At 38.2% G+C, this 22066-nt stretch carries 21 protein-coding genes; 10 read left to right on the top strand and 11 right to left on the bottom strand.

Annotated features, from left to right (window positions below; genetic code table 11):
* Nucleotide 1: 1 nt before the first annotated feature.
* Nucleotides 2-1204, top strand: a complete 1203-nt coding sequence (locus tag IQ264_RS16715) for a nucleotidyltransferase family protein (RefSeq protein ID WP_193981929.1) — start codon at nucleotides 2-4, stop codon at nucleotides 1202-1204.
* 89 nt (nucleotides 1205-1293) lie between these two features.
* On the opposite strand, the gene IQ264_RS16710 is transcribed toward IQ264_RS16715, so the two are convergent.
* On the bottom strand, nucleotides 1294-2229 hold the full coding sequence (locus IQ264_RS16710) for an exopolyphosphatase (protein ID WP_193981928.1): 936 nt from the start codon (nucleotides 2227-2229) through the stop codon (nucleotides 1294-1296).
* Between the two features lie 286 nt (nucleotides 2230-2515).
* Nucleotides 2516-2797 (bottom strand): YiaA/YiaB family inner membrane protein, encoded by a 282-nt coding sequence (locus tag IQ264_RS16705; RefSeq protein WP_193981927.1) that lies wholly within the window; start codon nucleotides 2795-2797, stop codon nucleotides 2516-2518.
* 534 nt (nucleotides 2798-3331) lie between these two features.
* Here IQ264_RS16705 and IQ264_RS16700 point away from each other — a divergent pair.
* Nucleotides 3332-3910, top strand: coding sequence for a zinc ribbon domain-containing protein (locus tag IQ264_RS16700; protein WP_228061597.1), 579 nt, complete (start codon nucleotides 3332-3334; stop codon nucleotides 3908-3910).
* On the opposite strand, the gene IQ264_RS16695 is transcribed toward IQ264_RS16700, so the two are convergent.
* Nucleotides 3903-4571, bottom strand: a complete 669-nt coding sequence (locus IQ264_RS16695; RefSeq protein WP_193981926.1) for an SOS response-associated peptidase — start codon at nucleotides 4569-4571, stop codon at nucleotides 3903-3905. The two genes, IQ264_RS16700 and IQ264_RS16695, sit on opposite strands and share 8 nt — an antisense overlap.
* Before the next feature lie 19 nt (nucleotides 4572-4590).
* Between IQ264_RS16695 and IQ264_RS16690 the strand changes: the two genes are divergently transcribed.
* Nucleotides 4591-5199, top strand: coding sequence for a glutathione S-transferase family protein (locus IQ264_RS16690; protein WP_193981925.1), 609 nt, complete (start codon nucleotides 4591-4593; stop codon nucleotides 5197-5199).
* Between the two features lie 9 nt (nucleotides 5200-5208).
* Here the strand turns inward: IQ264_RS16690 and IQ264_RS16685 are convergent, their stop codons facing one another.
* The 3 genes from IQ264_RS16685 to IQ264_RS16675 form a co-directional block, all read right to left on the bottom strand.
* On the bottom strand, nucleotides 5209-5436 hold the full coding sequence (locus IQ264_RS16685) for a DUF167 domain-containing protein (protein ID WP_193981924.1): 228 nt from the start codon (nucleotides 5434-5436) through the stop codon (nucleotides 5209-5211).
* A complete protein-coding gene (locus IQ264_RS16680; RefSeq protein ID WP_228061596.1) occupies nucleotides 5420-5839 on the bottom strand; it encodes a DUF2809 domain-containing protein in 420 nt (139 codons plus the stop codon). Before IQ264_RS16680 ends, IQ264_RS16685 begins: the two co-directional genes overlap by 17 nt.
* Before the next feature lie 108 nt (nucleotides 5840-5947).
* Nucleotides 5948-6469 carry a DUF2231 domain-containing protein gene (locus IQ264_RS16675; RefSeq protein WP_193981923.1) on the bottom strand — a complete coding sequence of 174 codons (522 nt, stop codon included), beginning with the start codon at nucleotides 6467-6469 and terminating at the stop codon, nucleotides 5948-5950.
* 537 nt (nucleotides 6470-7006) lie between these two features.
* On the opposite strand from IQ264_RS16675, the gene IQ264_RS16670 reads away from it, so the two are divergent.
* The 3 genes from IQ264_RS16670 to IQ264_RS16660 all read left to right on the top strand — a co-directional run bounded on the left by IQ264_RS16670 (nucleotide 7007) and on the right by IQ264_RS16660 (nucleotide 9968).
* Nucleotides 7007-8041, top strand: a complete 1035-nt coding sequence (locus IQ264_RS16670; protein WP_193981922.1) for a hemerythrin domain-containing protein — start codon at nucleotides 7007-7009, stop codon at nucleotides 8039-8041.
* 208 nt (nucleotides 8042-8249) lie between these two features.
* Complete coding sequence (locus tag IQ264_RS16665) at nucleotides 8250-9290, top strand: hemerythrin domain-containing protein (protein WP_193981921.1); 1041 nt, start codon at nucleotides 8250-8252, stop codon at nucleotides 9288-9290.
* Nucleotides 9291-9515: 225 nt separating this feature from the next.
* The gene (locus IQ264_RS16660; protein WP_193981920.1) at nucleotides 9516-9968 is read left to right on the top strand and encodes a hemerythrin domain-containing protein; all 453 of its coding nucleotides are present in this window, start codon (nucleotides 9516-9518) and stop codon (nucleotides 9966-9968) included.
* Between the two features lie 142 nt (nucleotides 9969-10110).
* Here IQ264_RS16660 and IQ264_RS16655 read toward each other — a convergent pair whose 3' ends face one another.
* From IQ264_RS16655 to IQ264_RS16640, 4 genes are all read right to left on the bottom strand, one after another.
* Nucleotides 10111-11631 (bottom strand): phytoene desaturase family protein, encoded by a 1521-nt coding sequence (locus IQ264_RS16655; protein ID WP_193981919.1) that lies wholly within the window; start codon nucleotides 11629-11631, stop codon nucleotides 10111-10113.
* A 174-nt stretch (nucleotides 11632-11805) separates the two neighbouring features.
* Nucleotides 11806-12666 (bottom strand): cytochrome c biogenesis protein CcdA, encoded by an 861-nt coding sequence (locus tag IQ264_RS16650; protein WP_193981918.1) that lies wholly within the window; start codon nucleotides 12664-12666, stop codon nucleotides 11806-11808.
* 3 nt (nucleotides 12667-12669) lie between these two features.
* Nucleotides 12670-13203 (bottom strand): hypothetical protein, encoded by a 534-nt coding sequence (locus IQ264_RS16645; protein ID WP_193981917.1) that lies wholly within the window; start codon nucleotides 13201-13203, stop codon nucleotides 12670-12672.
* A gap of 156 nt (nucleotides 13204-13359) precedes the next feature.
* Nucleotides 13360-15525, bottom strand: a complete 2166-nt coding sequence (locus IQ264_RS16640; RefSeq protein ID WP_193981916.1) for a CHAT domain-containing protein — start codon at nucleotides 15523-15525, stop codon at nucleotides 13360-13362.
* Between the two features lie 81 nt (nucleotides 15526-15606).
* Here IQ264_RS16640 and bchH point away from each other — a divergent pair, with 81 nt between their 5' ends.
* The 4 genes from bchH (at nucleotide 15607) to IQ264_RS33005 (ending at nucleotide 20945) form a co-directional block, all read left to right on the top strand.
* Complete coding sequence (gene bchH, locus IQ264_RS16635; RefSeq protein ID WP_193981915.1) at nucleotides 15607-19344, top strand: magnesium chelatase subunit H; 3738 nt, start codon at nucleotides 15607-15609, stop codon at nucleotides 19342-19344.
* Between the two features lie 100 nt (nucleotides 19345-19444).
* Complete coding sequence (locus tag IQ264_RS16630) at nucleotides 19445-20530, top strand: hypothetical protein (protein WP_228061595.1); 1086 nt, start codon at nucleotides 19445-19447, stop codon at nucleotides 20528-20530.
* An 8-nt stretch (nucleotides 20531-20538) separates the two neighbouring features.
* Complete coding sequence (locus IQ264_RS16625; protein WP_193981914.1) at nucleotides 20539-20760, top strand: type II toxin-antitoxin system HicB family antitoxin; 222 nt, start codon at nucleotides 20539-20541, stop codon at nucleotides 20758-20760.
* Complete coding sequence (locus IQ264_RS33005) at nucleotides 20760-20945, top strand: type II toxin-antitoxin system HicA family toxin (RefSeq protein ID WP_322744718.1); 186 nt, start codon at nucleotides 20760-20762, stop codon at nucleotides 20943-20945. The genes IQ264_RS16625 and IQ264_RS33005 overlap by 1 nt, the downstream gene beginning before the upstream one ends.
* Before the next feature lie 139 nt (nucleotides 20946-21084).
* Here IQ264_RS33005 and rsgA read toward each other — a convergent pair.
* Nucleotides 21085-22066: small ribosomal subunit biogenesis GTPase RsgA (rsgA, locus tag IQ264_RS16620; protein WP_193981913.1), on the bottom strand; the 982-nt coding region annotated here is incomplete at its 5' end.

Here is a 22066-nt window from a genome sequence, read left to right as displayed (position 1 = left end):
AATGAAAAACTTAAAACCAAAACTTAAAACTTCTTTAAATTTTCCCTCATTAGTCATTAGCTCTACCTCTCCAATCACTAATCCCCAATCATTAATCACTTTAATTTTACGGGGCAGATGGGATAAAACAGCTTTGCAAGTGGCGCGAGAAATAGCAAAAAATAGTGATTTAGATTGGGATAATTTAAGCAAATTTGTCTATAGTGAAGCTTTGACTCCGCTGCTTTATCGAATTTTGCGAAATGAAGATTGGTTGCCGGAAAATGTACAAATAGAATGGCGAAATGCCTATTATCAAAATGCTTGTCGCAATACTTTATTGCTGCGAGAATTGGGTAAGGTGTTGCAAAGTTTGGCAGATGTTGGAGTAGATGTCATTGTCCTTAAAGGTGCAGCTTTGGCGGAAAAAGTTTACGGGGATATTGCTGCTAGAAAAATGGTAGATTTGGATTTATTAATTCACCCGGAAGATTTAGCAATTGTTCGAGAAATTGTGGCGAATTTGGGTTATCAGCTTGCGGGTGTGGAAATGCAATCTGGGTTTAATGAAGAGTTTCGCAATGAAGAAATTCATGTGAAGCAGGGATTAATAGATATTAATCTAGATTTGCATTGGAAATTAGTTAGCCCGGTTTATTATCAACGGACTTTTTTAACTGATTGGTTTTGGGAAACGGCTATACCAACTAAACTTAGTGATGCTCCAGCTTTTATTTTAGGTAATGAAGCGCAAATTGTTTATTTATGTGCTCATTTAATGTTGCATCATGGGGGAAAGAGTTTACTTTGGTTGCATGATATTGCTGAGGCGATCGCCTTTTCCCCCACAGCAATAGATTGGGATTTAGTTATTAGTAAAGCACAAACTTACAAATTAGTATTATCAGTACAACAAATTTTGCTACGGGTAGCTGATGAATGGAAAGCGGAAATTCCGGTAAATGTGCGATCGCAATTAGCCACTTTAAAACCTTCTTGGGAAGAAGTTAGAGCTTATTCTTGGCAACATCAAACAATGGCTTTACGTTTATTTGATGATTTAGCAGGTGCAAAAGATTGGCTGACTCGTTTACATATCGCTTGGGATACATTATTTCCTAGTCGCGCTTATATGCAGCAGCGTTACCAAATTCCCCATCCTTTACTTATTCCTTTCTATTATCCCTATCGTTGGTTACGAGGTTTCCGAAAAGTATCTGGATGATTCTTTTCTAGCGATGAGAGTGATAAAAAGAAGATGGAAAAGTTCAGCGTTACCAAGCTACAGCCTGGTAACGAGTAGAATCGCTAATTTTAACCATCGGCATTAATTTTAACTATTAATTCTTCCAAGGTTTTAGAAGCGTCTTCATGGGCTACCTGACAAGTTCCGGCATTAGCGTGTCCCCCGCCGCCATAAGTCAACATTAATTCTCCGATATTGGTTTTAGAACTGCGGTTAAAAATTGATTTTCCGACGGCAAAGACAGTATTTTGCTGTTTCACGCCCCACAAAACATGGATGGAGATATTGCACTCAGGAAAAAGGGCATAAATCATAAATCTGTTGCCTGCATAAATTACTTCTTCTGGGCGCAAGTCTATAACAACTAAGTTGTCATAAACCTTAGAACATCTTTCAATTTGCTTTTTAAATTCTGCTTGTTGGGAAAAATATACTTCTGCCCTTTCTTTAACATCTGGGACTTCTAAGATTTGGTCAATAGTTTGATTTTTACAGCAATCAATTAACTGCATCATTAATTGATAATTAGAAATTCTAAAATCTCTAAATCTGCCTAATCCTGTTCGGGCATCCATCAAAAAGTTTAAGAGTACCCAACCTTCGGGATTTAAAACTTCTGCTTCGGTAAATTGAGCCGAATCAGCTTTATCTACTGCTAATAGCATTTCAGTGGAAATATTGGCAAATCTTTCTTGTCCGCCAAAATAGTTATAAACTACCCTTGCCGCTGAGGGGGCATTTGGGTCGATAATATGATTGGATTGAATTTCTTGATTTCTGATAGTTTCGCTCAGGTGGTGATCGAAGGCGAGATGGACTCCGCTGACGTAGGGTAAATTGGTGGTAATATCACGATCGCTAATTTCAATTTTGCCATCTTGCATATCTTTGGGATGGACAAACTTAATCTCATCAATGGTATCTAGTTCCTTCAGGAGCACTGCACACACCAGTCCATCAAAGTCGCTTCTAGTTACTAATCTGTATTTTTCTTGAGTAGACATATAAGTTCCTTGCTGCGTCGATTTAATCAGCAGCTTTGCCTGATAAAATTTCCCAATTATACCAAGTTACTTTGTCTAGATCAATCATCCAAACTTGAAGGAAATAGCCCGATCGCTCAACTGTAGGATGCGTTATACCATTTCACTTTAAGGTCGATCCAAATAAATTGTAGGGGCGGATTTAGCCGATATCTTAGCCTACCGATCGTCAAATTTTCAACAAAACCCGCCCCTAGCAAATAAGTATCATTAAATTTCGTGAATTGGTATTAATTAAAGATTAAGATTACTTGAGTGGATGATGTTCAGTTAAGATTTTTTCGACTCTTGCTTCGTCAATTCTCGCTGTTAGTTTTGCGGCTTCATGATTATCTCTAGTGGTTTTAGCTAAGGTAAAAGTAGAACCAATAGAAAATAGTAAACCCATTCCCATATAACCTTTTACCCAACCATCTACAGGTAAATAAATTATCCCGACGGAGGTGGCGGAAAGAGAAAGAACAAATGATAGCCAAACTTGAATAATCCAAGCTGTTGTATCTTTTTGTTTGTTAAGTGGTTGTTGCATAATCTCTCCTGAAACAAGGATAAAATTTTTGCTTAATCTGTTATGTTTTCGATCTTCTAATTAGTTCTTGCTCTTAATAAATTTGTAGTGACAGTTTGTTAATTGGGTGCAATAAATCAAAGGCTATTAACTGTAAATAGAGGTTTTGTTAGCGGATTTGCAGCTAAAGATATGGACAGTTTCCTAACTGACACAGGAATCAACGGTCTATTAACTCAAGTTGCTAGTTACAAGTCTGACTCGTTTCTTAGCCCCCCTTATTAAGGGGGGTTGGGGGGATCAAAACCTAGTAATCACAGCGTTAGATCCCTCCTAACTCTCCTTACTCAAGGGGAGAACAAGAAAGAATTAATAACTAGCAACTTGCGTTATTAGTGAGTTGTTGCGAAAAACATCTTTTTGTAAAGAAAAGCTATTTATTATAAATAATTTGCGGGAAGATAGGCGATCGTCCCTCCATCGAGTATTTCCTCTTAAGTAATTATGTGGAAAACTGTTTTACACTATATATTAGTCTGTCTTTTGGTTGCGAATATGATTACTTACTTAGGCAACCTGGGTAGTGGACAACAAGTTTACGTTGAAAATCAGGGAACGCAAACGATCGTCACACTTTTCAGCAGTAGTCCAGGACAACAACAAAGTCAAAGCAACAGTTTTTCCACAGGTTCTTGGGTAAAACCGCCAGCTTTGTTTCGCACTGCATCAGGGGTAATTTTGCAAATTAAAACCCAAGCAGGTAATTACTTTGTGCGTTTGCAAACTAATGGAATGAGTAGTCTAAATGAAACTCCTTCTTTGAGTAATGCAGAAAATATTCCCCTGCAACAAACCGAAACAAATCCCACATCGACAATGCCTTCTATGCCACCGATGCAACCAATTGAACCCATGAAACCTATGGAACCTATGAAACCAATGGAACCGCTGCGAATGGGTGATATGGAAATGCAAATGTCGCCAACAATGCAAATGCGAATGGGAAATATGGAGTTAAAAATGCCGCCGATGGGAACAGGAAACCCAGCAAAAGATGGCTTTTGTACTCAATGCGGGAATCAAGTAAGTACACAAGATAAGTTTTGCTCTCGTTGTGGTTATCAACTTAGATAGGTTGAATACATTCTGCGCGATCGTTTTTCGGGCTATTTACTTTTGTACTGACAGGATAAGCGGTCATTTCTTCTGAGGGGTAGGGTTGAAGAAAAGATTGTAACAATTCAATTTTTTTAGTTTCTGGATTTAACCATTGCTCGTAGTTTTTTGAGTCAAGAATTACAGGCATTCGTTCATGAATCGGACGCATTAATTCATTGGCTTCTGTAGTAATAATTGTACAAGTTTCTATTGGTTCACCCTCCCCTTTTTCCCAATGTTCCCACAAACCCGCAAAGGCAAAAGATTCGCCATTTTCTAAGCGGAAATAAAAGGGTTGTTTTTCCCCATTTTGAGTCTGCCATTCATAAAAACCGTCAGCTAAAATCAAACAGCGTCGCTTTTTAAAAGCTGAACGAAAAGCTGGTTTTTCGGCAACTGTTTCGCCTCTAGCGTTAATTAATTTTGCTCCCATTTTCGCATCTTTCGCCCAACTGGGAATTAAACCCCAACGTAACATTTTAAATTGGCGATCGCAACTTTCTGAATTTACTGAAACTGTTGCTATTTGTTGAGTTGGCGCGATGTTGTATCTGGGAGAAAGAGGAGGAACTTCTTTCACTTGAAACTTGTCAGTTATAGCTTCAGCTAATTGGGTAAAACTGTATCTGCCACACATAAAATTCGGGGAATTGTTAATGTATAAATTGTACGAGTTTTTCTCTTCAGGTAACTGCTACAAGCTCAGAGTTTTGTTAACTCAATTAGATATTCCTTTTCAAAGAATAGAAGTTGACATTCTGAAAGGGGAAAGTCGAACTCCTGAGTTTTTAACGAAAAATCCTAATGGGAGAACTCCAGTTTTAGAAATAGAACCGGGGCAATTTTTAGCAGAATCAAATGCCATCCTTTTTTATTTGAGCGAGGGGACTGATTTTTTGCCAACAGACTCTTTTGAAAAGGCTCAAGTGTTGCAATGGTTATTTTTTGAACAGTACAGCCACGAACCTTATATTGCTACTTCTCGATATTGGATTTCTATTTTAGGAAAAGCTGAAGAATACCGGGAAGCTCTGAATCAAAAAAGAGCCGGGGGTGAGGCTGCATTAAAAGTAATGGAACAGCATTTAACTGAACATCAATATTTTGTAGGTGAACGTTATACTATTGCTGATATTGCTTTGTTTGCTTATACTCATGTGGCTGATGAAGGAGGTTTTGATTTATCAGAATTTCCGGCTATTCAGGCTTGGATACAGCGAGTACAAGCACAGCCAAAACATATCAGTATCACACAACAAGTATAGCAAAAAAATTTAAATATCAGTGTCTATTTCTACTAATTTTGTTTTTGAGGATAGACCTGATTTAATTGTAATTTGAGATTTGGAGACGTTAAACTTTTTTGCTAATAGTTTAATTAATTCTTCATTGGCTTTGCCGTCAACTGGTGGTGATTTTAAATGTACGGTTAAGCTACCGTCAGCCTCTTCTTGAATTTTTTGCTGTTTAGAGTTTGGTTTAACTTTAACTTGTTTTTTCATGCTCTTTTCCTTGCCGCCAAAGTTGACGCAACCACAACCAACCAAGAAAACTGCCTATTATATAATAAACAAAGTCTTGCCAATCAAATTGGGTTCCTAGTGTCATTCTTCCTAAAAAGGTATAGCGAACTCCTTCTAAAAATGGTGGTTTCCAAAGTTGGAGGAATTCGATGATACTATTAACTGTGAAAACCCCAATGGGAATTTGTTTGATTGCTGAATAAGTGGGAAAGAAGAAAAAGAGCATTAAACACCAAAAAATTTGGTAGAGAATATCGCCAGCATAATCGCTAATCCAAGATTGGGCAGGGCCATGATAAAATTTAGTCAAAAAGCCTAATGGTGTAACAATTAATAGTGAAATTATAGTTAATCGACGGATTTTGCTTTTGTTATAGCTCAATTTTTTACCTCTATTTTCCAAACAAAAACCTATCTGAGTTTTATTATCCCTCAGATAGGTGTATTTTTTTGAAGAGGCAAATTGTACTGATGAGATCTTTTGATTGAGTTATGATTGATTGCGATCGGTATAGCCAATTACAGCTATTTTGTGTCGATATACTAATTCACCACCGTACCAACCAGAAAGACCGAGCAGCAATGCCACAATAATAGAAATAACTAATCCTGTGGGTATAACTGCTCCTGCGACATTTCCCCAACGCAATATTAAGTTAACGGCTGATAATGCTAAAACCACAATGTTGATGATCATGTGTGCCCAACCTGCGGTACGTTTGCGGACTCTTTCTATGCCTAGAAAGTCCATTAATCCTGTTGCGGCTGCTAATAAACCTATTACTACTCCAGCCGCTAATAGCCAAAAAGCACCTCTTGCCCAAAACAAATCTTTTGTCCAAAAATAAACTAGATCGCAGACTGGTACAGCCACCAAAAAAGCAATTGGTAAAGTGACAATTACCGGATGAATTGGATGTCCTGCGATCGCAACTGTACTAGTGACACCGCTATCTTGATATTCTGATTGATGGCTTTCAATTAGTGGGGGAAGATTTGGAGTTTGTGTCATATTCCTCTAAAGTTGTTTGGTTCGCTTAAATTCAGTTTTTCGCAAGCGCAAGAAGGCAGAAGAAAAGAAGGCTAACACAAAGCTTTTCCACTTGTTTTTAGCTGTATCCTTATTTCTTCCGTGCTGCACTAATCAATGTTTGACTATCAGAAATTGCTTTGGCAAGACAACATATCTCAGTCGCCAATTTTCTGAGGATAAATTTCTTCGTTTTTATCCCTTTCTATACAGGGAATGCTACAGCTTCAATCTATCTCATTAGGAAAAAAAGTGTATCTATCTCACGAAGTAGATGATAGATAAATTTTATCTATCTCTAAGTAGAATACGAAGCAAATATTAGGGTTTTTTATGATGTATAGAAAATGTAATGTTAAAAACATTAAAAATATTTATTATTAACCATAATCAGAGGTTTAAGATAATTTTATCGGGTTTAACTCCGTCAAAAGAGAGATGTAATTGCTGTTTTACTATTGCAGGATCAAACTAGATAAGTTTGACGATTTTAAGAGAATAGACACGAAGGAGAACATCATGGTATCGACTCTTGACGACACCAAACGCACTGCTATTGCTACTAAGTTAGCAGATATGAAAGCACTGCAAAATTTGTTGATTAGCAACGAGCAAATGCTGTTGAATGCTTGCGGAGATCAAGAAATCTGCAAGCGAATCCGGGATATGCTGAATGATGACCAGAAAAATCTGGGCATATTGGATACAGTAATTGTTCAATACGGTGTCAAAGCAGAGCCGAAACAAACGACTCAAGAACTGATTGAAAAAACTCAGAAATTGATGCAAGGTTCTGAGTTATCTCTTTATGAAAAGTTCTCTCAGCATGAACTTTTGAAACACGCTCAAGTAATGAAGGGATTGTTAGTTCATAAAGCAGCACAAGTTGTGGGTGCTGATGTTGAAGCGGCAATTACTCCTTTAAATACCATCAATTTTGAAAATCGGGCGCACCAAGAACAATTGAAAGGTATTTTAGAAGTTTTGGGCGTGCGGGAATTGACTGGAAAAGATCCCGATCAAGGTATTTGGGCGAGAGTGCAAGATGCGATCGCTGCTTTCTCTGGTGTTGCGGGTAGCGTGCTCACCCAAAATTCTGATATGTCTGATATGACAATTGAGCAAATTATTCGCATGGATCATGCCAAAGCTAACACCTTATTCATGGAAATTGAAGGTGCAAAAGATCCCCAAAAAGCACAAGAATTCTTTGGTCAACTTTACAAAGATTTGACAGCGCACGCTAAGGCAGAAGAACAAGTTGTTTACCCAGCAGTGCGTGCTTATTACCAAAAGACAGAAGATTTGTATCAAGAGCAAGCTGAACAAGAAAGAATGCTCAATCAAATTAAGTCTTTGAGTCCGGCTTCGCCTATGTTCAAAGATCAAGTTAAGCAGTTAGCACAGATGACTCGCCATCATATTAATCAAGAAGAAAATGAAATGTTCGCCAAAATTCGGGATAATTTCAGCAACGCACAACAGCAACAAATGGCGAGTGAGTTCAAAGCTGCTAAGAGCAAATTGCAAGATCAAATGTCTGCCATGAAATAACCTTAACAAGCTACGCAACAAGCTAAGTTAAATCTAGGAAGCTAAAGAGATGCTTTCTAGATTTTCCTATTTATTGATTAATAATAGGTGTATTAGTTTATTACTAATCAGTATTTTGATCGGTCGAGAGAAGGATGAATTAAGTGTAAATCCTATGACATTCTCAAGGTATGGACTAATTCCATAATTACTGAAGAGGAAACACGAGATGGTAAAGAGTTTAGATGATGTAAAACGTTCTGCTATTGCTACTGAATTGGCAGATATGGCAGAACTGCAAAAGTTGCTGATTGCTAATGAGCAAAAATTTATTTCCGAAGTTTCTGACTCTGATATTCGCGATCGCTTCCAAAAGATGCTGGCTGACGATCAAAAGAATATGGGTGTCTTGGAAACTGTATTGGTGCAGTATGGTGTCAAAGGCGAACCTCGCGATATCACCAAAAAATTTGTTGAACAAGTTCAACAATTAATGTCAGGTTCGGAATTAAAATTATTCCAGAAAGTAGGACAGCACGAACTATTAAAGCATAAGCAAGTAATGGCTGGGCTTTTAATTCACAAATGCTCTCAAGTTGTGGGTGCTGATGTTGCAGTTGCGATCGGTCCTTTAAACACGATTAACTTTGAAAATCGCGCTCATCAAGAACAACTCAAAGGAGTAATTGAGCTTCTTGGTACTCGCGAATTAACTGGCAAAGAACCAGAACAAGGACTTTGGGGAAGAGTGCAAGATGCAGTCGCCGCTTTATCAGGTGTATTTGGTAGTGCCGTTACCCAAAACTCTGATAAACAAGACATGGATATCCGCGATCTAATCAGATTAGATCACAACAAGGTAAATACAATTTACACCGAAATGGGTGCGACTGAAGATGTTTCCAAACTGGAAGAATTATTCGGTCAAATGTACAAAGATTTGTTGGCACACGCCAAAGCAGAAGAACAAGTTGTCTATCCAAAAGTTCGCCCCTTCTACGGTAATGACAACACCCAAGAACTGTTTGATGAACAAGCAGAAATGGAGCGAATGTTGAATGAAATTAAGTCAATTAGTCCTGCTAATTCTCAGTTCAAAGAGAAAATTAAACAACTGATGGGTGCAGTAGGCGATCATATCCGTCAGGAAGAAAGCACCATGTTCGCAGCAATTGGCAACAACTTGAATGAAAAAGAACGCGAACAATTAGCTAGCGAATTCAAATCAGCTAAGAGCAAGATTCAAGATGAATTTGCTGCTAAGAAGTAATTACTTGGTCATTTAACAAATTGGTTTTCCCACTATCTTATATCGATTACCTAAATGTTTGTTACAGACCTTTGGAATGGGCGGGTTTTGATTTCAATTTTATTTCTGGGTATTCCAATAATAAGGCAAAACCCGCCTTTACCAATTTCTCTCAATAATTTGTGTAAACGATATTACAGTTGGTGGGATTTTTGTTAATACCTTTATTTTCAGGGAGAAACAGCAATGAATGTTATTGAATTAATCAAATCTGACCATCGCAAAGTTGAGTCTTTGTTCTCAGAAATGGAGAAGGCTAAAGACTCCAAAAAAATGCAAAAATTGTTTGACCAACTTTACACTGAGTTAACTTTGCACGCGAAAGTTGAAGAGTTAACCCTCTACCCAAGTATGCGGAATTACGATGAAACTCATGACATGGTAGAGGAAGCTGAAGAGGAACATACTGAAGCTAAGGAATTACTGGAAGAAATTAAATCTATGAGTCCTAGCGATCCTGAGTTCAAAGCTAAAATTGAGGAATTAAAAGAGGCAGTTCAGCATCACGTAGAGGAAGAAGAAAGCGAAATTTTACCCTCGGTAAGTGATAGCATGGATGAACAAGAAATGAAGGAACTTGCTAAGGAGTTTCAAGAGGCTAAAAGCAAGTTGGAAAAAGAAATTTCGGCTGCTAGTTAATCAAGGTTTCTTAAGTAGAAAATGGTGCGTTACACTTTCGTTTTTCTTAAATGCCGAAGGCTATACGCACCCTACGGGTAGAGAAGGCAGAATTATTAACTCAACCTTTGGTTGTATTGCTAATAGGAAGATTCTATTTGAATTAGATTTTAATTCCAGCCAATAACTCAGCAGTTTCTTGCGGAGAGACTAAAGTATTGGCACATAAAATCCCGGAAGCAGCAACAGCAGGAACACCAATTCCCGGTAAAGTACTATCACCAACGCGATATAATCCAGAAATAGGAGTATTAAAACTGGGAAATGTGCCTTTACCAGCGGCAATTGCTGGGCCATAAGTTCCCTGATATCGACGTAAGTAATAGCTGTGAGTTAGCGGTGTACCAATAAGTTCTAAAACGATGCGATCGCGCAGATCGGGAATGATTTTTTCTAACGCGGAGAATAGTGATTGCGATCGCTCTTTTTTCCTCTCTAAATAACTCTGATTTCTCTGCCAATTTGCATAAGGTTCCAAAGTATAAGCATGAACCACATGATGTCCCTCTGGTGCTAAATTTGCATCCCAAACTGAGGGAATAGAAATCATACAAGTATTACCAGGTTCAGTAATATCTTTATTACTATCGTGAACAACTACATGATGTCCAGTTAAATTTTCCAAACCTGCTGCACGAATCCCTAAATGTAGGTGCATAAAGCTATCAACGGCGGGAGTTTGCAGGGATTGTTGCCGATAATCTGCTGGTAAATCTTCAGGACGCAATAACTTATTGTAAGTATCCCAAATAGTCGCGTTAGAAATGACAATCCCTGCTTTAATAATTTCCCCATTTTGTAATTTAACACCGCAAACTTTACCCGATTCTAAAAGTATTTGCTCAACATGAGCATTTAATTTAATTTTACCGCCCCAGCGTTCTAAACCTCTGAGCAAAGCATCAATAATTGCCCCACTCCCGCCAATAGGATAATCAACCCCAATATTGTTACGTTCTCCCAACATAAAAGCGACTTCTGGGGCGATCGTTCCTTCAGCTTTTAACCCTGAAAGTAAAAAACATTCCAAATCAATTAATCTTCTCACCCAAGGGTCTGTTATTTCTTGATTCATTACCTTACCAACGGAACCTTGAATAATTCCTAATTGTGGTAATAATTTGAATAAACAAGGTAAATATTTGACCAACAAAACCGGAATCATTTGTAAATCTGCCCTTAAAGCTATGGTGGGGATATCTTTTAAAGCTTCATAGAGAGATAGCAAACGTTTTTCAAATCTGGATAATTCGATCGCACCTTGCGGCGTAATTTTCGCTAATTCCTCTCGGTAACGTTCCGAATTACTATAAACCGGAAAAGTGCATTCAGGAAAATGATAATGCCCTAAAGGATCGTAACTAATTGTGGGTAAAGATTCGCCTAAAACCGCTAAAACTTGCCGCAAGGGATTCAGACTTTTTGGGTTATTTAAACCACAGTAAAAAGATGGGCCAGAATCGAAATGAAAACCTCGACGGGAGAAACTGTGCGCTGCGCCACCCGCTATGGCATGACTTTCACAAACTAGGACTTTTTTGCCATAACGCGCCAGTAAAGCGGCTGCGGTTAACCCGCCAATGCCACTACCGATTACGATTACATCTAATTGCTGTTGCTGCATATCCTATCACTTACATTTAAATAGGAATTTTTTACCACGTTTCAACTTGGGAAAAGAATCTGGCGGTTAAAACCGCGACTATACAAACAAAGTCCGCCTACGCGGACTTCCTTTAAAACCTGCGGAGGCAGGTTTTGTCTGTATAGTCCTGACTTTAGTCGTAGAGACAACAATTTAATGCTTGATCGTGGAAACAATCCAACTAATTCCATCAATTAAATAGTATGCACCGATTATTATTAAAGCCAAACTTCCAAGGTGAGTAATTTTTTCGGAATATTTCAATAAACCGCGAGTTTGTTTTGCTAAACCTGCGAACAAACTGGCAAAGAAAATTACTGCGGTGTAACCTATGGCATAACAAACCATTGCTAATGTAGTTTGCATTTGTGAACCTGTGGCAGAGGCGGCAGCTAACACGGCAAACATGATGGGACTGGTGCAAGGAGAACTGACTAAAGCGAAGGTTAAACCAACACCATACGCCCCAGCAATCGGAATTTTAAAATTAGTTTTGGGTAAGGGTAAGCGGATAATTCCTAATAGTGAAAGTGCCATTAAAATAACGATCGCGCCTACTGTTAACTGAACAAAGCCTCGATATTTAAGTAAAATAATTGTGGCAAAGGAAGATAATATTCCAAATAAACTGAGCATTGTTACTACACCTAAAACAAATGCTCCAGCTTTGCCAAAAGCATCCCAACGAGATTTAATTTCACGAGTACCAATGTAGGTGAGATTGATGGGAAGTAGGGAGAGAATGCAAGGTGAAATACTGGCAATTAAACCCCCAGCAAATGAGAGGGAAAATAAAACTAAGGGATTATTGGTATTTTGTTCGGAAAACCATTGCTGATAGCGATCGCCTATTCCGAGAACAAAATTGTCGATCGTTTCTGAGATGCCATTTTCACTGAAAAATTTACTAGCTAAGATTACAAGAAATGTGAACCCAAACAATAATCCAAATAAGTACCAACCATAAGATTTAGGTTTAGTTAATTTTTCCGCGAACCATTTGCTGAGAGTCATATACTAATTTCTTGAAGTTTTAAAGTTGCGAGGACCAGAATAACCAGAAATATCAGCGAGTTCTGTTAAGGGAATACCACCTTCGTATAATTTGCCATTAATTTGCCAGGTTGGTAAAGCTCTAATATTGATTTTGTCACAAAGTTCGGTTTGAGGATTTTTCCCACGAGGGTCACATTCAATGCGAATATTTTCTTTAAGAATTTTCTCTGCTTCAGTACCAAATTGTCGCTCTTGCCAATTACAAACTGTACACCAAAAAGTAGCATACATTTTGGCACCTTTCTGTTTTAAATGATTTGCCAAAGCAACTTCTGGAACTACATTAGAATTGACAGAATTTGCTGGAGATGCAGCTTTTTTACTAGAATCTGATTGAGTTGCTGCTGAGATTGTTGAAGTTGCAGTTGGCGCTGTTTGAGCTTCTACTTTCTGGGAATTATTAGTTGAAGAACAACTAGAAACAAGTGCTAGCGAAGCGAAAATTGCTATGGGTAGGCTAATTTTGACAAATTGCATGGCTGTTGAGAATTTCATTATTTGACTAGTCAAGTTAAATCAAAATTGAAGTGGTAGTTACACAATTAATTTTCTAGCACACTACATTCTTCCTGATAGACAGAAGGAGATCGGGATTTTTTTGTAATATCTCCTATTCTAATATTTAGGACGAATCTTCGATTTTCAATCTTATCATTCTGCCGTACCGATTAGGGTAAATGCTGCCCAATCTTTAGGATTAGGATGCTGTTTCATGGTATTAAGCATAGCTTGGCGTAAAGCTTGGGCTTTATCAAATTTTTGCTGTAAATTAACATAAAAATTCTCCATTAATGTAGCTGTGGGAGCATCAGGAACAGACCATAAAGAAACAATAATACTGGGTGCGCCAGATGCGATTAAAGAACGAGATAAACCAACTACTCCATCACCTGTAATTTTACCTTTTCCTGTGTCACAAGCACTTAAAACTACTAACTCAGAATTAATTTTCAAATCTAAAATTTCTGATGCTGTTAATAAACCATTATCATTACCTGAAGGCGCGAGTGCTAATGCTCCTGGTATTCCTAAACCCTCAAAATCATCAAGTAAGCCATGAGTAGCCAAATGGATAATTTTAGCTTGAGAAATTTTAGATAAAATGGTCGATTTAGTTGCTTGACTACCAATAATAGCCTGAGTGTGAAATAGAGATGCGATCGCTTTTGCTTCCGCTTCCGCACCTGGTAAACTTTCTAACTTTTCTGGTGGGTTTCCCGCTTCACTTGGTATAGTTGGCATTGTTGGATTACCAACTATTAAAATCTCTTTCCCTGATACTTTTTGCCGTTGTTTACGGGTTAATTCTAATACTTGAATTGACGGAGTTATCAGAATAGTATGTTTTTCTATTAAATACTTACCTGTTTCGTCTTGTAATGCTGCAAAAGGAACTAGAAACAGTGCGCCTTGAGGCACAAAAATTACTCTTTCTGTGGGATTGGTTGGGAGTAAATCTGCAATTGGTTTAATTAGTATTTGATGTAGTTCCTTTAATTGGTTAGATTGATTGGTTTCGCTATAATTTGTTGCTCTCGAAGCTACTACCAAGCCTCTTCCTCTTACACCGATCGCACTCCGACTTTGGTTAACGATATCTTCTAAACTAAGTTTATTTTGCTGTAATAAAACTTTTAAATTACTCTTTCTAAATGTAACCTCACCAGAAGGTTTAATTACCCAAATAAATAATTCTGATTCCGGTGGTTCTTTGAGTCTATTAGTTCTAAAAGGTTCGTGAATAATTGAATATTCAACTAAAGTAGCATTTTCGGTTTTAGCAATTTGTTTAATTTGGTCAATTGTCAGGGGAGGAACAGCTAAAGCAGCATCAGAAGCAGATGGTCTAACTTGGCGGATTGTGGGATAATTAACTAATGCTGAATCTGGTGTATTTGGACAAATTGGTATTCGCATGAAAGAGCGATCTGTTTGTTCAATTTCGTTAGTTAATAAACGACGAGTTAGCAATTGTGCAAAAGCCCTCGCTCTAGCTCTTTCCGAAAGTTCTAAAGCTGCTTCGGCTTTATTTTCGGCAATTAAAACTTGTTGTTGAATTCGATATGCTTCTCTCAGAATGTTGAAACCATCAATTTTGTTGCTATCATTAGCACCAAGACTATTCACTAAATATTCTACAATATTAATAGCATTCCAAAAACGCTTTTCGGCTGCTGCTAATTGACCAGAAAGAAATAGAGCAGTGCCTAATTCATTGAGAGCTATCTCTTCTCCTAAACAGTCATTTTTTTGCTTTGTTAAAGCTAACATTTGTTCGTAGTAATTTATGGCTTTAGGATAATCTTTGATGGTTAAATGAAGTAGCCCTAAATTGAGTAATGCTCCTTCTGGCCCTAACCCAGATTGTTGCCCTACAACCATTTGTTGTTGATAAAATTCGATCGCTTTTGCATATTCACCCAAAGAAAAGTAAGCATGACCTAAACTTCCTAAAGATTGATATTCTATAATTTGTTCCTTTGCCGAACGTGCCAAAGTTAAACTTTGTTGTTGATATTCGATCGCTTTTTTATAATCGTTTAAACTTAAATAAACTACGCCAATTCCTTGTAAAGCTTTTGCTTCTCCACTTTTATCTTGAATTGCACGAAAAATCACCAAAGCTTGTTGTAAAATTTGTAAAGCCTCTTGATATTTTTCCCGATCGTTTAGTAGCACCATGCCCCGCTCAAGTAACCGAGTAGCTTCTGCCTTTTGATCGGTAGATGTTTGAGCAAAACTAAATTCATTAATTAATGGTAAGTTGGGGGCAACTACACTAATCAGAACAATCAAAAGAATTTTTGGACATCTCATGGCAAATTTTCGACTCTTTATCTGTTTTAACCTGATAATGCCTTTATGATCGAAATATGAAGAAAGTTTTTAGCTTGAGTCATGAAAAGCATAGTTCTAATTGCTGGGTTTGAATCTTTCAACGCTGATTTGTACCGCAAAGCTGCCCAATTAGCTGTTGCACGCTGTCCTGAGTTGGACATTCGGGTGTTTAGCGATCGCGCCCTCACCACCGAACCCGATAAAGTAGAAGCAGCATTACAAGGGGCAGAGGTCTTTTTTGGCAGTTTAATATTTGATTATGACCAAGTTTTATGGTTACAAGAAAGAGTTAAACACATTCCCATTCGCTTAGTTTTCGAGTCAGCATTAGAATTAATGAGTTTAACTCAAATTGGCGCTTTCAAAATTGGCGACAAACCCAAAGGAATGCCCAAACCAGTTAAATTTATTTTAGACAAATTCAGCAACGGAAAAGAAGAAGATAAACTTGCAGGTTACATTAGCTTTTTAAAAGTAGGGCCAAAATTATTAAAATATGTGCCAGTGCAAAAAGTCCAAGACTTACGCAACTGGTTAATTATTTACGGTTATTGGAATGCTGGCGGAACCGAAAATGTTTCCGCAATGTTTTGGACAATAGCAGAAAAATATTTAGGTTTAAAAGTTGGTGAAATTCCTCCACCAATCGAAACTCCAAACATGGGTTTATTACACCCAGATTACCAAGGATATTTTGAATCACCTAAAAAATATCTTGATTGGTATCTTGTAGGACAGGCATCCATATCATCCGCATCCATATCATCCGTAGGACAGGCATCTTGCCTGTCAATAGATAATAGTGACAGGCAAGATGCCTGTCCTACAAATACAAAACCAGTTGTAGGAATCTTACTTTATCGCAAGCACGTTATTACCAAACAACCTTACATTCCCCAATTAATTAGAGAATTTGAAAAAGCAGGATTAACACCTTTACCAATTTTTATTAACGGCGTAGAAGGTCATGTTGCGGTAAGAGATTGGATGACTACCGCTTATGAAACCGCTCAAAGAAAGCAGGAAAAAATCGAAACTCCTTCCTTATCAGAGGAAGCAGTAAAAGTCGATGCTATTGTTTCTACTATAGGTTTTCCGTTAGTTGGTGGGCCTGCTGGTTCAATGGAAGCAGGACGACAAGTAGAGGTAGCAAAACGCATTTTAACGGCGAAGAATGTACCTTATATTGTATCAGCACCATTGTTAATTCAAGACATTCATTCTTGGACTCGTCAAGGAGTTGGTGGATTACAAAGTGTAGTTTTGTACGCGCTTCCTGAGTTGGATGGGGCGATCGATCCTGTACCCCTTGGCGGTTTAGTCGGAGAAGACATTTACCTGATTCCCGAAAGAGTAAAACGCCTCACCGGAAGACTGAAAAAATGGATTGATTTACGGCAAAAACCCCCATCAGAACGGAAAATCGTCATCATTTTATATGGTTTTCCGCCCGGATATGGCGCAGTAGGAACCGCTGCATTATTGAACGTTCCGAAAAGTTTAATTAACTTCCTCAACGCACTGAAAGAACAAGGTTATCAAGTCGGAGAAATTCCCGAAGACGGCGAAGAATTAATTAACTTAGTGAAAGAAGCAGATACCGAAAAAGTAAGCCGTGAAGAATTTAATCAAGCTAATAAAGTTCATGTCAGTACTTTAGAAAAATGGTTGGGATATCTGTTAACAAGTCGCATTGAAAAACAATGGAAATCTCTCACTGAAACCGGAATAAAAACTTATGAAGACGAATATCAAATTGGCGGAGTACAATTAGGAAATATTTGGATTGGTGTACAACCGCCTTTAGGGATTTCCGGCGATCCAATGCGGTTAATGTTTGAGAAAGATTTAACTCCCCATCCGCAGTATGCAGCTTTTTATAAATGGTTGCAAAATGAATTTGAGGCGGATGCGATCGTACATTTCGGAATGCACGGCACAGTAGAATGGTTGCCCGGATCGCCATTAGGAAACACAGGTTATTCTTGGTCAGATATTCTCTTAGGAAACCTCCCCCATCTATATATATATGCTGCTAACAATCCCTCCGAATCAATGTTAGCTAAACGGCGCGGTTACGGCGTACTAATTTCTCACAACGTTCCCCCTTATGGGCGTGCAGGGTTGTACAAAGAATTAGTCAATTTGCGCGATTTAATCTCCGAATATCGGGAAGATCCGCAAAAGAATTACCTCCTCAAAGAAGCAATTTGTAAAAAGATTGTCGATACTGGTTTAGATGCAGATTGCCCATTGGAAGAAGCCAAAAAATTAGGAATTGCCTTTACTCCCGAAAATGTCAGAATGTTTAGCGCCGATGTTTTTAATCATTATTTGGTGAAGCTTTACGAATACCTGCAAGTTTTGGAAAATCGCCTCTTTTCTTCTGGTTTGCACGTTTTGGGAGAACCACCAAACGAAGAAGAAATGGCAGCTTATTTAAATGCTTATTTTGGGGAGAAAACGACTGAAGTCGTCACAACGGACACAAATCAAATTCGTGATTTATTGATGCAAACAACTGATGAATTAACTAATTTATTGCGGGGATTAAATGGTGAGTATATTCCTCCTGCGCCTGGTGGTGATTTATTAAGAGATGGTGCGGGAGTTTTACCAACTGGCAGAAATATTCATGCTTTAGATCCTTACAGAATGCCCTCACCTGCTGCTTATGAACGAGGGCGAGAAATTGGTCAAAAAATCATCGCTCAAAACCTCAAAGAAAATGGACAATATCCCGAAACAATAGCGGTAATGTTGTGGGGTTTAGATGCCATTAAAACTAAAGGTGAATCTCTAGGAATTCTCTTAGAATTAGTAGGTGCTGAACCAATAAAAGAAGGTACTGGGCGAATAGTTCGTTATGAATTAAAACCATTAGCAGAAGTCGGACATCCCAGAATAGATGTATTAGCAAATCTCTCCGGTATTTTCCGCGATAGTTTTGTGAATATTATCGAACTTTTAGATGATTTGTTTCAACGTGCAGCTGAAGTAGATGAACCAGAAGAGCAAAACTTTATTCGCAAACACGCTTTAGCATTGAAAAAACAAGGTGTAAAAAATGCCACTGCACGCTTATTTTCTAATCCTGCGGGTGATTATGGTTCGCTAGTAAATGATCAAGTTACTGCTTCAAATTGGGAAACAGGCGATGAATTAGCGAACACTTGGCAAGGGCGAAATGCTTTCAGTTTTGGCAGAAAAGATAAAGGTGAAGCGCGAACCGAAATTCTCAATCAATTATTGCAAACAACAGAAAGAGTTGTGCAACAAATCGATTCTGTTGAATATGGTTTAACTGACATTCAGGAATATTACGCTAACACTGGCGGATTGAAAAAAGCGGCGGAAAAACAACGAGGAAAAAAGGTTAGTGCGAGTTTTGTGGAAAGTTTTTCTAAAGATACAACTCCCCGCAATTTAGAAGAATTGCTGCGAATGGAGTATCGCACGAAATTATTAAATCCCAAATGGGCAGAAGCAATGGCAGATCAAGGTAGTGGTGGTGCTTATGAAATTTCCCAACGGATGACAGCGTTAATTGGTTGGGGTGGTACTGCTGATTTTACTGATGATTGGGTTTACGATCAAGCTGCGGAAACTTATGCTTTAGATGCAGAAATGGCAGAGAAATTACGCAAAGCAAATCCCGAAGCTTTCCGCAATATTATCGGCAGAATGTTAGAAGCAAATGGGCGTGGTTTTTGGCAACCAAGTAAAGATAAGTTGCAAAAATTGCGGGATTTGTATGATTTAACAGATGAAGAATTGGAAGGTGTTACAGCTACCTAGATTAAATAAGAGAAATTACAGAGGTATGATAAAGAATAAAATGCCAAGCTTGAAGGTGCTATGACTAGATAAAATATCAACACTGACAAAGGGTGTCATTATGGTTTATTTCCAAAAAGAGCAAGAAGCTTCTAACCGCAAATACCGCAAAGCTTGGCGTGAATTCCAAGCTAGTTGTCGTCGTGCTCAAGCAAACCGTCGTCGTACTCAAGCTCGTGCTGAAGCAGACCAGCGTCGAAGAGTGCGTGAAGTTGAACGTTACAGACGCGAACTTGCAAAACGAGAGAAGGAACTTGCAAAAATGCAAGAATTGGAACGAGCTAAATATGAAGTCGAAGTTTATGAAAACCAGATAGACTGCCTTCTTTCTATTCACAAGGAATGTGGTGAAGTTTGGGATTGGAAAATGATTCAATCATCTCCTCCACCTACTAAACCTGAAAGACTACATGAAAATCAAAAAGAGGCTCAAGCTAACTTAGATGGATTTAAGCCAAGTTTGTGTGATAAATTGTTCAGACGGGTAGAATCTAAACGGAATTCTTTAATCAAGGCAGTAGAACAAGCAAAAGAAACTGATGAAAGGCAATATCAAGATGAGCTTCAAGAATATACTGAAGAATATCAAGATTGGGAAATTACCATTGAAATAGCTGAAAAAATAATTCGGGGTGTTTCTCAAGCTTATATAGAGGCAATTGAACAGACAGAGCCTTTTGAAGATATCAGTGATTTAGGCTCATCTTTTGAATTTAAAGTTCCTAATAAATCAACGATTGAAGCTACAATTGAAGTTAATAGTGAACAGGTAATACCTTCAGAAGTCAAGAGCCTGTTAAAAAGTGGAAAACTTTCGCAGAAGAAGATGCCGAAAGGTCAATTTTATGAAATATATCAGGATTATATTTGTGGCTGTGTATTGCGGGTTGCGAGAGAATTGTTTGCTCTTTTGCCAATTCAGCTAGTAATAGTTACTGCTGTAGGTGAATTTTTAAATAGTCAGACTGGAAATTTGGAGGAAAAGACTGTTCTTTCAGTTGCAATTCCTAGAGATACCTTTGAAAAGCTAAATTTTGAAAACCTAGATCCGTCAGACTCAATGAGCAACTTTGTTCATCGAATGAAATTTAAAAAGACACAAGGCTTTATTGCCGTAGAGAAAATTAAATTATCCGATTTAAATTAATCAAAATTATGTCAAACACATTTACTGCAATCTTTGAAAAAGTAGACGACTGGTATATTGGCTATGTTGAAGAGTTATCCGGTGCCAATGTACAGGAAAAAACCTTGGAAGAAGCAAGAGAAAGTTTACAAGAAGCTATAGAATTAATCCTAATATCTAACCGCGAACTAGCTGAAAGAGAACTTTCTGGTAAAGATGTAATCCGCGAACAGATCAAGGTGAACATTTAGTGAAACGAAGAGAACTCATTCAATATTTAGAATTAAACGGTTGCTTGTTTCTTCGTGAAGGTAAAAAACATACCGTTTACTATAACCCATTGAATCGCAAAACATCTGTTATTCCCAGGCATACCGAGATTGTTGACGTTCTTGCTAGGAAGATTTGCAAAGATTTAGAAATACCTCAACCTTAGAAAGGCTAAAATATTGGAATTTTTTTATAATTCGGCTCTCACATCAGTTCATTAGCTAATCTCTTTTCTTTCTCTTCTCTTCGCGTTCTTTGCGTCCTTTGCGGTTCAAAAAAAGAGATTAATCAACCCGACTTGAGTATCAAATATCCGTATCCTCATACAACTCTAACAACTTTTGTTGTTGAGTTTTGCGCGAAGTCCGTCGATATTTCTTCGCTTCTAATCTCGGTTCATATTGACTCCCACCTTTGCGTTTAGTTTTCATTTTCATAACTGCATCAGGATCGGATTGTTGATTTAAATGTTCTTGACGTTCGATCGCACCTTCCAAAAACTCCAAATAATGCTCATATCTCTCCCAATCTCCCCGCACCGCACAATTAGGCTCATCACCATGTAAACAATCACTAAACTGACAATAATTTTCAGCCAAACGCTCTCTAATTTCAGGAAAATACTGTGTTAATTCTTCTGGACTACAATCAAGATCCGGCTGATTAAAACCCGGAGTATCTGCTAAATAACCGCCCTTTGGTAATTCAAATAATTCAACGTGCCGAGTCGTATGTCTTCCCTTACTTAATTTCCCCGAAACTTCCCCTACACGCTGTCCAATACCAGGAATTAAATAATTAATTAAACTGGTTTTTCCTACCCCAGAAGGCCCTGCCAACACCGTAATTTTATTGCTTAATTTAGCAGTCAATTCATCTAAGCCACTGCCATCAGCAACACTAATAAATATTGGTTCATAACCCCAAGCAGATAAGCGATCGCGCCACTCTTTCTGCTCCTCTAAACTCACCAAATCGCATTTATTTAAACACAAACTCACCTCCAACTCAGTAGATTCCGCCTTCACCAAAAATCTACTCAATTGAAATGGCTCTAAATCTGGTTCTGCTAAAGCAAAAACCAAGATAATTTGATCGGCATTCGCGATCGGAGGTCGATCGAGCTCCGTTTCTCTAGGCAAAACCTGCGCGATCGCACCTCGTCCCCCCGCCCAATCAGGCTCTTCAATCTCCACGCGATCGCCCACCATCACCTGCTGACCAATTTTCTTCAACCTCGCTCTACGAGTACACAATAGAGAGGTGGGGGGATGGGGAGGTAGGGGG

The sequence above is a fragment of the [Phormidium] sp. LEGE 05292 genome (genome assembly GCF_015207735.1).
In the GTDB taxonomy this organism is placed as follows: domain Bacteria; phylum Cyanobacteriota; class Cyanobacteriia; order Cyanobacteriales; family Aerosakkonemataceae; genus Floridanema.
This window is presented reverse-complemented; position numbering and strand designations above follow the sequence as displayed.